Source organism: Gordonibacter pamelaeae 7-10-1-b (assembly GCF_000210055.1).
In the GTDB taxonomy this organism is placed as follows: domain Bacteria; phylum Actinomycetota; class Coriobacteriia; order Coriobacteriales; family Eggerthellaceae; genus Gordonibacter; species Gordonibacter pamelaeae.
Genome location: NC_021021.1, coordinates 1,834,917 through 1,847,172, shown reverse-complemented (window position 1 = coordinate 1,847,172; position 12,256 = coordinate 1,834,917). Strand labels below are relative to the sequence as shown.

Sequence of the window (12,256 nt, the reverse complement as noted above, 5' to 3'; positions counted from 1 at the left end):
CCGGCCGGCAGCTCGTCGGCCGCCGCGCCGCCGCGCGCCACGAACGCCTCGATCTCGTCCTCCACCGCATCCGGCAGCTTGAAGCCCTGGGCGTCGAACAGCTTGATGCCGTTGTACTCCGGCGGGTTGTGCGAGGCCGAGATGACGATGCCGCCATCGCAGTGCAGCTCGCGCACGAGCAGCGCGATGGCGGGCGTCGGGATGATGCCGGCCAGAAGCGCCGTGCCGCCCATCGACATGATGCCGGCCGCCACGGCCGACTCCAGCATGTCGCCCGAAAGGCGCGTGTCCTTGCCGATGAGGATGGTCTTGCCCTGGAACGCCACGGCCGCCTGGCCGAGCTTGAAGGCGAGGTCGCACGTGAGCTGCGTGTTCGCCACCCCGCGAACCCCATCGGTCCCGAAAAGTCGTGCCATGTTACTTCCCCCTTTTGATATGTTCGTCGTGGAGGCGGACGGCGCCTTGCGGGCGCTCCGCGTCGGTCATGCGGGTGTTGAGCTCGGCGGCGAACTCGTCGAGGCCGATGCCGTAGCGCTCCAGTGCCACCAGCAGGTGGTACACCACGTCGGCCGCCTCGTAGCGCAGGTGGTCCACCGCCGCATCGTACTCGGGCGGCAGCTCTACGGAAAGCGCGTCGTCCACGTCCGCGCCGACAACCGCCAGCGTGGCGGCGAGCGACGAAGTGGCCCAGGACTCCACGTCCTTGGCGGCGAGCGCCGTCTCCCCCGCCTCCTCCATGACTTTTTTCAGCACGTCATCGGCCGGGCCGGCGAGCAGGCGGTGCGTGTAGCTCTCCTCCCCCGCGTCGCGCCGCGCCGCGATGGTGGCCGCAAGCGCCTCGAGCGTTGCCCCGATCTGCGAGGCCGGCGGCGTCTCGCCGGCCGGGAGGTAGGTTTTATCGGACATGTCGTGCCTTTCGATCTCTTGAACCTGACAGGACGCCGCATGAAAAGGGGGCGCACCTTGGCGCGCCCCCGGTTGCTACTCTTCGATGTCGTCGTCCTCGGCATCCTCGGAGGCGGCTTCCTCGTCCTCCTTGGTGGTCAGCCCGAAGCCGAGCGACCCCACGGAGCCCAGAAGCGCGTCCAGCTCTTCCAAGTTGCGCTGGTAGGAGCGGGGCGGCAGGGCCTCGCCCAGCATGTCCTCGCCCTCGGTGTTGAAGGTCGGAGGCTCGTCGCCGCCGATGAGGATGGTGTCGTCGGGCGAGAACACCATGTCCAAGAGCTGCGACATGTCGTCGCTCGTGGCGGCGAGGTCGTCCTCGATCACGTGCGAGAGGCCGCGTTCCGCCAACCCCTCCTTCAGCTCCTCGATGGCCTTTACGCCGATGCCCTCGATGCGCAGCAGGTCCTCCTCGGTGTGGCCCACGAGGTCGGCCACCGTCTCGATGCCCGCCTCGCTGAACTTGTTGGCCCAGCGCTGCGACACGCCCAAGTCGTCGTAGATGTACAGGCGCGCGTCCTCGTCGGTGAGCTGCGGGCCGCGGTGCCCGAGCGACAGGCCGCTGTAGTAGCTGCCGTAGTTCGTGCCCATGTTGAGGTAGCCGTCGCCGTCAAGCGACCAGTCCTGCGGCTGGGGCAGCAGCTCCTCGATCTCGCGGAGCGCCTCGGGGGCGAAGTCGGGCAGGTTCTCGCCCTGCACGCCGGAAACCGGGCGGCCCTTGTAGGTGAGCCCCACCTCGCGGTAGCGCGGAAGGCCCGTGCCCGCCGGGATGGGCTTGCCGATGATGACGTTCTCCTTGAGGCCGGCCAAGTGGTCGGTCTTGCCCTCGATCGCGGCATCGGTGAGCACCTTGGTGGTCTCCTGGAAGGAGGCCGCCGACAGGAACGAGTCCGTGGCGAGCGACGCCTTCGTGATGCCCAGCAAGAGCGGCTGGCCCACGGGAGGCTCCTTGCCCTCGGCGATGAGGCGGTTGGCCTCGTCCTCGAACTCGAAGCGGTTGACCTGGCGGCCCGGCAGGTAGTCGGAGTCGCCGGCGTCGGTCACGGCCACCTTGCGCAGCATCTGGCGCGAGATGACCTCGATATGCTTGTCGTTGATGTCCACGCCCTGGCTCACGTACACGCCCTGCACCTGGCTCACGATGTAGCGCAGCGTGGTGTTCGGGTCGGTGAGGCGCAGCAGGTCGTGCGGGTTCACGGAGCCCTTGGTGAGCTGCTGGCCCACGTGCACCTCGCACCCGTCCGTCACGCCCGGCAGCATCTGGGCGCGGGCGCTCACCACGTACTCGCGGAAGTTGCCCTGCTGGTCGTGGATCGTGATGGTCTTGGACTGCTTGTCGCCCGCGATCTGCAGCGTGCCGGAGATCTCCGCGAGGACGGCGAGGCCCTTGGGCTTGCGCGCCTCGAACAGCTCCTGGACACGGGGCAGACCGTGGGTGATGTCCTCGCCGGCCACGCCGCCGGTGTGGAACGTGCGCATGGTGAGCTGGGTGCCCGGCTCGCCGATGGACTGGGCGGCGATGATGCCCACCGCCGTGCCGATGTTCACCGGGCGGCTCGTGGCAAGGTCCCAGCCGTAGCACTTCTGGCACACGCCGTGCTCGGCATGGCAGGTCATGACCGTGCGGATGACCACCGTGTCGATGCCGGCCTCGTCCATGGCGCGCAGCTGGTCCATGCGCTCCACGTACTCGCCCGCGGCCAGCACCACCGTGCCGTCGGCGCCGTTGGCGTCCTCCAGCAGGCAGCGGCCGATGAGGTTGTCGTCCACGTCGCCCTTGTCGTTGTGCAGCGGATAGGGCACCCCGTCGGTCGTCCCGCAGTCGATCTCGCGGATGATGACGTCCTGGGCCACGTCCACCAGGCGGCGGGTCAGGTAGCCCGAGTCGGCGGTACGCAGCGCCGTGTCGGCGAGACCCTTACGGGCGCCGTGCGTGGAGATGAAGTATTCCAGAACCGACAGGCCCTCGCGGAAGTTCGCCTTGATGGGTCGGTCGATGATCTCGCCCTTCGGGTCGGACATGAGGCCGCGCATACCGGCCAGCTGGCGGATCTGCTTGATGTTGCCTCGGGCGCCGGAGAACGCCATCATGTAGATGGGGTTGAACTTGTCGAAGTTCTCGGCCATGGCCTCGCCGACCTCTTCGTTGGCGGCGTTCCAGATGTCCACGACCTGCTTGTGGCGCTCCTCCTGGCTCATGAGGCCCATCTCGTAGTCCTCGTCGATGGCCGCGACCTTCTCGTCGGCGGCCGCCAGGATCTCGCCCTTGTTCGGCGGCACGGTGGCGTCGTACACCGACACGGTGACGCCGGCGCGCGTAGCGTAGTGGAAGCCCGCGTCCTTGAGGCCGTCCAGGATGGGCGGCACGCTGGACAGCTCGTAGCGGTTGCACACGTCCTCCACGAGACGGCTGATCTCCTTCTTGTTCATCTCGTAGTTGAGGTACGGGTAGTCCTCGGGCAGCACGTTGTTGAACGTGATGCGGCCGATGGTGGTCTCGATGCGCTCGCCCGCCTTGTGGTCCTCGAACGTGTTGTACGCCGTGGCCACCTGCGTGTCCTTGGAAAGGCGCACCCAGATCTTGGCCTGCAGGTCCAGCTCGGCGCGGGCGTCGTAGGCGTTCATGGCGTCGTCGAAGTCGATGAACGCGCGGCCCTCGCCCTCGAAGCCGTCGCGGGCGGCCGTGAGGTAGTACAGGCCGATGATCATGTCCTGGGTGGGCACGGTCAGCGGACGGCCGTGGGCCGGCGACTTGATGTTGTTGGCGGACAGCATGAGCACGCGGGCCTCGGCCTGCGCCTCGGCGCCCAGCGGCACGTGCACGGCCATCTGGTCGCCGTCGAAGTCGGCGTTGAAGGCGGTGCAGACCAGCGGGTGCAGCTTGATGGCCTTGCCCTCGACCAGCACCGGCTCGAAGGCCTGGATGCCCAGGCGGTGCAGGGTAGGTGCGCGGTTCAGCAGCACGGGATGTTCCGTGATGACCTCTTCGAGCACGTCCCACACGTAGCTGGCGCCGCGGTCCACGGAGCGCTTGGCCGCCTTGATGTTCGCGGCGTACTCAAGCTCCACCAGGCGCTTCATGACGAAGGGCTTGAACAGCTCCAGCGCCATCTGGCTCGGCAAGCCGCACTGGTGCAGCTTCAGCTGCGGGCCCACGACGATAACCGAGCGGCCGGAGTAGTCCACGCGCTTGCCCAGCAGGTTCTGGCGGAAGCGGCCCTGCTTGCCCTTGAGCATGTCGGAGAGCGACTTCAGCGGGCGGTTGCCCGGGCCCGTGACGGGGCGGCCGCGGCGGCCGTTGTCGAACAGGCTGTCGACGGCCTCCTGCAGCATGCGCTTCTCGTTGTTGACGATGATCTCGGGGGCGCCCAAATCCAGCAGGCGCTTCAAGCGGTTGTTGCGGTTGATGACGCGACGGTACAGGTCGTTCAGGTCCGACGTCGCGAAGCGGCCGCCGTCCAACTGCACCATGGGGCGCAGGTCGGGCGGGATGACCGGGATGACGTCCAGGATCATGTCCGTGGGCTTGTTCGTGGACTTCAGGAACGCGTCCACCACCTTGAGGCGCTTGATGGCCTTGGCGCGCTTCTGGCCCTTGCCGTTGGCAATGGTCTCGCGCAGCTCCTCGGCCACGGCGGCCAGGTCCATGGCGTCCAGCAGGTCGCGCACGGACTCGGCGCCCATGCCGCCCGTGAAGTAGTCGCGGTAGTTGAGGCGCATCTCGCGGTACAGGGCCTCGTCAGGCACGAGCTGCTTCGGCTCGATCTTCATGAAGGCGTCGAACGCGTCCTGGCGCAGGGCCTTGCGCTCGTTGAACTCCTCGTAGATGTCGGCGATCTCCTCGTCGACCTCCTCGGGCGTCAGGCGCTCGTCCTCGTCGACCTCGTCAACGAAGTCGTCGTCCTCGGGCACGTAGCTCGTGGACAGCTTGCGCGTGGCCTCGATGAGGCGGTCGCGCTCGGCGTCCAGCTCCTCAAGGTCGGCGGCCAGCTCGTCGCGCAGCTCGTCGGCATCCTCCTCGCGGGCCTCCTTGTCAACCGAGGTCACGATGGAGGAGGCGAAGTACAGCACCTTCTCCAGCTCTTTCGGCGGGATGTCCAGCAGGTAGCCCAGGCGCGAGGGCGAGCCCTTGAAGTACCAGATATGGCTCACCGGCGCGGCCAGCTCGATGTGGCCCATGCGCTCGCGGCGCACCTTGCTGCGCGTGACCTCCACGCCGCAGCGCTCGCACACGATGCCCTTGAAGCGCACGCGCTTGTACTTGCCGCAAGCGCACTCCCAGTCCTTCGTGGGACCGAAGATCTTCTCGCAGAACAGGCCGTCCTTCTCGGGCTTGAGCGTGCGGTAGTTGATGGTCTCGGGCTTCTTCACCTCGCCGCGCGACCAGCCGCGCACGTCCTCGGCGTTGGCAAGCGAAATACGCAGGGCGTCGAAATTGGTAACGTCGAATTCCGTCGTCATCTATCGCTCCTCCCCATCCCCGATGAGGTCGTTCGTTCCATTATCGTCAGAGATGTCTCCCATGAGCTCTCCCAGTTCGGCGGCGATGTCGTCGAGCGCGTTCGCCGCATCTTCCTCGGTCTTGCGCGCGTCGGCCGCGATGGCCTCGAACAGCGCGCGGTCTCCGTCTTCCTGTCCCTCGGACTCCACCGTCACGTCGATGGTCTGGTGGTCGTGGCCCTCGAGCTCCACGTTCAGGCACAGGGACTTCATTTCCTTCACCAGCACCTTGAAGGACTCGGGCACCTCGGCGGCCGGGATGTTCTCGCCCTTGACGATGGACTCGTAGGACTTGACGCGGCCGGCGGTGTCGTCGGACTTCACGGTGAGGATCTCCTGCAGCACGTTGGACGCGCCGTAGGCGTAGAGCGCCCACACTTCCATCTCGCCGAAGCGCTGGCCGCCGAACTGCGCCTTGCCGCCCAGCGGCTGCTGGGTGATCAGGCTGTAGGGGCCGGTGGAGCGGGCGTGGATCTTGTCGTCGACCATGTGGCCGAGCTTCAGGATGTAGCTCTGGCCGACCGTGATGGGCTCGCGGAACTTCTCGCCCGTGCGGCCGTCGTAGAGCCACGTCTTGCCGGTGCGGGACAGCTGCGGCACGAACTCGTCGCGCGCCTTGTCGCCGTACTTGGCGTGGTTGATGTTGATGAGGTTACGGTTCGCCTTCTCGATGGCATCGGAGATCTCGCGCTCCGTGGCGCCGTCGAACACGGGCGTGGCCACGTGCATGGGGCCCTCCACCACGGCGTCCGTCTCCTCCGCGTCGTCCCAGCCCCACTTCGCGGCCCAGCCCAGGTGGTTCTCCAACAGCTGGCCCACGTTCATACGGGACGGAACGCCGAGCGGGTTCAGGATGACGTCGATGGGGGTGCCGTCGGCCAGGTAGGGCATGTCCTCCAGCGGCAGCACGCGCGAGATGACGCCCTTGTTGCCGTGGCGACCGGACAGCTTGTCGCCCTGCTGCACCTTGCGCTTCTGCGCCACGTAGATGCGCACGAGCTCGTTCACGCCGGGAGCCAGCTCGTCGCCGGCCGCGCGGCTGAAGCGCGCCATGCCGATGACGCGGCCGCCGGAGCCGTGGGGCACCTTGAGGGACGTGTCGCGCACCTCGCGGGCCTTCTCGCCGAAGATGGCGCGCAGCAGGCGCTCCTCGGCCGTGAGCTCCGTCTCGCCCTTCGGCGTGACCTTGCCCACCAGCACGTCGCCCGGGAACACCTCGGCGCCCACGCGGATGATGCCGTCGGCGTCCAGGTCGCTGATCATGTCGTCGGAGATGTTCGGGATCTCGCGGGTGATCTCCTCGGGGCCGAGCTTCGTGTCGCGCGCGTCGATCTCGTACTCGGAGATATGGATGGACGTGAGCAGGTCCTCGGACACCACGCGCTCGGACACGATGATGGCGTCCTCGTAGTTGTAGCCTTCCCACGGCATGTAGGCCACCATGAGGTTCTGGCCGAGCGCGAGCTCGCCGCCGTCGCAGCTGGGGCCGTCGGCCAGCACGTCGCCCTTCTGCACCTCGTCGCCCTTGCGCACGATGGGGCGGTGGTTGATGCAGCCGGACTGGTTGGAGCGCTGGAACTTCGGCACGAGGTACTCGTCGTACTCGCCGTCGTCGTTCAGGATGATGATGGTCTGGCCGTCCACGTAGTCCACGACGCCCGGGTTCTGGGCGACGAGTATCTCGCCGGAGTCCACCGCGATGCGGTGCTCGATGCCGGTGCCCACGAGCGGCGCGTTGGGGCGCAGCAGCGGCACGGCCTGGCGCTGCATGTTCGAGCCCATGAGGGCGCGGTTCGCGTCGTCGTGCTCGAGGAACGGGATGAGCGAGGTGGCCACCGACACCATCTGGCGCGGGGACACGTCCATGTAGTCCACCTGGCTGGGCGGCAGCTCGTCGGGCTCGCCGAAGACGCCGTTGGCGTCCTTCGTGCGGCAGAGCACGCGGGCAGCCACATGGAACTCGCCGTTCTCGTCGAACGTGCCGAACTGGCGCGTCTCGGGGTCGAACAGGTCGTTCGCCTGGGCGATGACGTAGTTCTCCTCCTCGTCGGCCGTGAGGTAGTCCACGTCGTCCGTGACCTTGCCGTCCACGACACGGCGGTACGGCGTCTCGATGAAGCCGTAGGGGTTGATGCGGGCGTAGGTGGCCAGCGAGCCGATCAGGCCGATGTTCGGGCCTTCAGGCGTCTCGATGGGGCACATGCGGCCGTAGTGGGACGTGTGCACGTCGCGCACCTCGAAGCCGGCGCGCTCGCGGGACAGGCCGCCGGGGCCCAGGGCCGACAGGCGGCGCTTGTGCGTGATGCCGGCGGCGGGGTTCGTCTGGTCCATGAACTGGGACAGCTGCGAGGAACCGAAGAACTCTTTGATGGCCGCCACGATGGGGCGGATGTTCACCAGGGACTGCGGCGTGATCTCGTCGGGCTCCTGCATGCTCATGCGCTCGCGCACGACGCGCTCCATGCGGGACAGGCCGATGCGGAACTGGTTCTGGATCAGCTCGCCCACCGTGCGGATGCGGCGGTTGCCGAAGTGGTCGATGTCGTCGGTCTGGAAGTCCTCGGCGCCGGCGTGCAGGCCCACGATGTACTGCATCGTGCGCACGATGTCGTCGTCGGTGAGCGTGGAGGCCTCGTAGTCCGGATCGAAGCCCAGCTTCTTGTTGATCTTGTAGCGGCCGACCTTCGCCAGGTCGTAGCGCTGCGGGTTGAAGAACAGGCCCTCGAGGAGCGTCCGGGCGGAGTCGATGGTGGGCGGCTCGCCGGGGCGGAAGCGCTTGTACAGCTCGATGAGCGACTCTTCCTTCGTAGTGGCCGGGTCGCGGTCGAGCGTGCGCAGCACCATCTCGTCGGAGCCGAGGAGCTCGATGATCTCCTCGCGCGTCTCGGCCAGGCCGAGGGCGCGCACGAGCAGCGTGGCCGGCTGCTTGCGCTTGCGGTCGATGCGCACGGACAGGATGTCGCGCTTGTCGGTCTCGAACTCGAGCCACGCGCCGCGGCTCGGGATGACCTTCGCATTGTAGATGGTCTTGTCGGACGTCTTGTCGCGCTCGGCGGCGAAGTAGACGCCCGGGGAGCGCACGAGCTGGGACACCACGACGCGCTCGGTGCCGTTGATGATGAAGGTGCCGCGCGGCGTCATGAGCGGGAAGTCGCCCATGAACACGTCCTGCTCCTTGATCTCGCCCGTCTCGCGGTTGATGAAGCGGATCTCCACGAACAGCGGCGCCTGGTAGGAGACGTCCTTCTCCTTGCACTCGTCAACCGTGTACTTCGGCTCGCCGAACTCGTGCTTGCCGAACTCCACGCACATGTCCTTCGTCGAGTTCTCGATAGGGCTGATGTCGTGGAAGGCCTGCGCGAGGCCCTCGCCCTTGAAAAACTCGAAGCTGTCGGTCTGGATGGCTATGAGGTTGGGGACGTCCATGACGTCCGGAATCTTGGCGAAGCTGCGGCGGTTCCTGTAAAGGCTGGTGGGAGCGCTGTTTTTTGCTTGGGCCACGAGGCTTTTCCTCCTTCAAGAAAATCCGTGAAACTGCGAAAAGTCGCAATTTCTAAAAATACTTCGGTTGTCAAGAGGTGTCAAGGAATATTTTTACGAACTGTGGTGATTTGCTGGAGTTTCACGGGTTTAGCTGGGGAAATAGAGAGGAAACTTTTTGGTGGCGCGAAGGGTTTTGGCGCGCTTGGCGCGCTGCGCACCCCATGCCGGCGCGGCATCCCCGACACGGGCGCCCGGCCGGCCGACGGGAACGCGCCCGGCCGATCGATGGGAAGAAGGGAAGCGCCGCATCCCTATGCGTTGCGCGAGGCCCCTGCGCGCGGTGCCCTCTTTTTCGGCAGGTTCGGTCAAAAAATGAGCGTTTTGGCAATCTCAAAGCCGTCATTTCGCTCGCGAGCTGCGGGCGTTCTGCCATGTGCTTGACGTTTCCCCTGCTCAGGAATGCGACGTATTTCAAGCAGCCGGAAGAGCGCGCGGCGGCGATTGCCAAACCGGCCGTTTTTTGGCACTCGACAGCCCCTAAGCCGACAAGCGCCCGCGACCGCACGTTCCGCACGCACACGGGCGCCCCACGCGGCATCGCAGGATCAAGCAGGATGCGGCTTGGAGCAGGATGCGGCTTGCACGACGCGCCGCGGAGGAATCGGCAGGAGGCAGCCTATACGGAACACGGCGCCGCCCCGCCCGCCAGGGTTGCCTGGTAGCGCGCCAGGAGGGCGCAGGGCTGGTAGCTCAGCTTGTTCTCGCGCAGGCCGGGAAGGCCCAGGTCCTCCTCCAGGTTGAGGAACTCGGCGCGGGGGGCCACGGTGCGGGCCAGCTCGCGCAGGAGGGCGCGCCAGATGTAGCGGAAGTCCAGGTTGCCCTTCAGCACCATGACGTCGAAGGCGCCGCCGGGCAGGAGGGACCCGTAGGCGTAGCCCTGCACGTCGCCGGCGATGCGCAGCAGGATGCCCTCCAGGCCCAAGGCCTCGAAATGGTCCAGGTCGAGCGCGATCTTGCGGTGCTCCAGCTCCAGGGGGTGCTCCTCGGTGCCGCGGCGGCGGCTCCCCTCGTGCCAAGCCTGCTGGAACGCGCGCAGCTCGTCGAGGCAGGCGGGGACGACGGGCTCGAAGGACACATCGTCGCCGTAGAGCTGGAAGAACTTGTTCGTCTCGCGGCGCTTCTTCGCAAGCGCCGGGCCCGCGTAGGCGGCGATGTCCCGGGTGCGGTAGAGGTAGTCGGCGAAGGCGCGGTCGGTGGAGAACGCGAACATGCCGGGCAGCGCCTCCTCGAGGCGCTGGCGCTGCGAGGGGGTCACGCCCACGAGCACGGGTCGCTCCCCCGCCCCGGCCGCCTCCTCCAGCAGGCGGGCGATATCGGCAACGACGTCCTCCCCGCCGAGCGGCGGGTAGTACGCCACGGCCCCCGGGAGCCGGCGACGCTGGCGCACGTGCAGCGCGCGCCCCTCGAGGCGGACCTCCGTGCCGTACTTCTCCGTGAGCGAGTACAGGTTGGCGAACCCGAGCGCGGAGTCGTTGCGCCCGAGCGGCGCGAGCACCTGCTCCACGGCGTCTTTGTCGGCAAGCTGCAGCGTTCTGTATTCCATGGGTCGCTTTCCTCGGGGCTTTTCCTCATGGGCGCATAGGCGCCGGCCTCCTAGTGTAGACGAACGCGCTGCGGGCGAACAGCCTCAGGTTCGCAACGCCCGATGCCCCGCAGGACGCTTCGCGCAAGGATAAACGCCGGGGGATGCCGAAACGAAGGCGGTTGTTCGCCCCCTGCCGCAACGCAAGGAGTACACTGTCAATCAACCGTTGAAAGGTCCTGCCATGTACCGCAAGAGAAAGGTCCTGCCATGTACCGCAAGACGCTGCGCATCAACCTGTTCGGCATCGAGCCGCCCGTGGAGGAGGCCCTGCGCCGCGCGGCGCCCCTCGATCGGTTCGAGCATGCGGTCGAGGCCTTCCCCGCGCTGGAAGCCGAGGCGTTCTGCTCCTGCGACATCGCCGTCGTCGACCTGCGGCTCTTCGCCAACGCGCCGGGCGGCGCCCGGCCGTCGCGCTGCCTTGCGGACCTCATGGCGAGGCGGCGCATGCGACTCGACACGTTCTACAGCGCCGTGGCGGTCGTTGCCGACGCCGCCGAGGCGGCATGCTGGACGCCGGAGGACTACGGGGCGTTCGACGCGCTGTGGACGCGACCGCTCGACGCGACGCGGGCCGCTTTCGAGCTCGCCCGGCTGCAGCGCTCGGCGAAACGCGACGCCGACCTGTCCCTCGCGCAGCAGTACCTCGACACCGCCATCGACTCCATACCCGAGCTCGTGTGGTTCAAGGACGCGCGCGGCGCCCACCTCAAGGTGAACGACGCGTTCTGCGAGACGGTGGGCAAGACGAAGGACCAGGTGGAGGGGCGCGGACACTACTATATATGGGACATCACGCCCGACGAGTACGCGCAGGGAGAGTTCGTGTGCCTGGAATCCGAGGAGGAGACCATGCGCTCGAGCACGACGCTCCTGTTCGACGAGCAGGTGAAGACGAAGAGCGGCATGCGCCAGTTCAAGACGTACAAGTCGCCGCTCATCGACTACGACGGCACCGTCATGGGAACCGTGGGGGTGGCCCACGACGTGACGGATCTGGGAAACATAAGGACCGAGCTGGAGATATTCATCGACTCGATGCCCTACGCCGTCGTGGTGCTCGACAACGAGGGCGCCATCGTCAACATCAACGAGCGCGCCGAGGACTACTTCGACGTGAAGCGCGAGCGCGTGGTGGGCGGCGACTTCGACCGCTGGCGGCGCATCGTGCTGGGGGATGCCGTGGTGGATGCAAACGACTTCGAGGACTCGAGCTTCTTCACGGCGTCCATACGCGGGGAGCCGAAGACGTTCGAGGTCAACGAGCGCGCCATCCTCGACGTGTTCGGCAACGCGACGGGGGTGCTGCGCATCTACCGCGACGTGACGAACGAGCGCAAGCTGGAGCAGCGCGTGATAGCCGCCGCGCGCACGGACTACCTGACCGGGCTGTACAACCGGCGCTACTTCTACGAGCACGTGGAGGAGCATCGCGGCAGCCAGCCGGTCACGCTCATCACGTTCGACCTGGACGATTTCAAGGACATCAACGACCGCTACGGCCATGCAGCCGGCGACGCGGCGCTCGGCATGACGGCGAAGACGCTGCGCGAGGCGTTTCCCGACGGGTTCGTGGTGCGCTGGGGCGGCGACGAGTTCGTGGTGGCGCTCATGGGAGAGCGGTCGATCGAGCGGACGGAGGCGACCGTGCGCGCGCTGCTCGCGGACCTGGCGCGCGAGTCCGCGGCA

General features: G+C 67.1%; 5 protein-coding genes and 1 pseudogene. 1 reads left to right on the top strand and 5 read right to left on the bottom strand.

The window, feature by feature from the left end; genetic code table 11:
• From GPA_RS08525 to GPA_RS08505, 5 genes and pseudogenes are all read right to left on the bottom strand, one after another.
• Window positions 1-416: pseudogene (locus tag GPA_RS08525) on the bottom strand (phosphoglucosamine mutase); the annotation flags it as partial.
• Window position 417: 1 nt separating this feature from the next.
• Complete coding sequence (locus GPA_RS08520) at window positions 418-906, bottom strand: phosphoribosyl-ATP pyrophosphatase (protein WP_015539616.1); 489 nt, start codon at window positions 904-906, stop codon at window positions 418-420.
• 75 nt (window positions 907-981) lie between these two features.
• Window positions 982-5,403: a DNA-directed RNA polymerase subunit beta' gene (locus GPA_RS08515; RefSeq protein WP_015539615.1), complete on the bottom strand. Its 4,422-nt coding sequence runs from the start codon at window positions 5,401-5,403 to the stop codon at window positions 982-984.
• Window positions 5,404-8,943 carry a DNA-directed RNA polymerase subunit beta gene (gene rpoB, locus GPA_RS08510; RefSeq protein WP_041239345.1) on the bottom strand — a complete coding sequence of 1,180 codons (3,540 nt, stop codon included), beginning with the start codon at window positions 8,941-8,943 and terminating at the stop codon, window positions 5,404-5,406.
• A 658-nt stretch (window positions 8,944-9,601) separates the two neighbouring features.
• Window positions 9,602-10,528 (bottom strand): DUF2156 domain-containing protein, encoded by a 927-nt coding sequence (locus tag GPA_RS08505; RefSeq protein WP_015539613.1) that lies wholly within the window; start codon window positions 10,526-10,528, stop codon window positions 9,602-9,604.
• Window positions 10,529-10,777: 249 nt separating this feature from the next.
• Between GPA_RS08505 and GPA_RS08500 the strand changes: the two genes are divergently transcribed.
• Window positions 10,778-12,256: diguanylate cyclase domain-containing protein (locus tag GPA_RS08500; RefSeq protein ID WP_049784083.1), on the top strand; the 1,479-nt coding region annotated here is incomplete at its 3' end.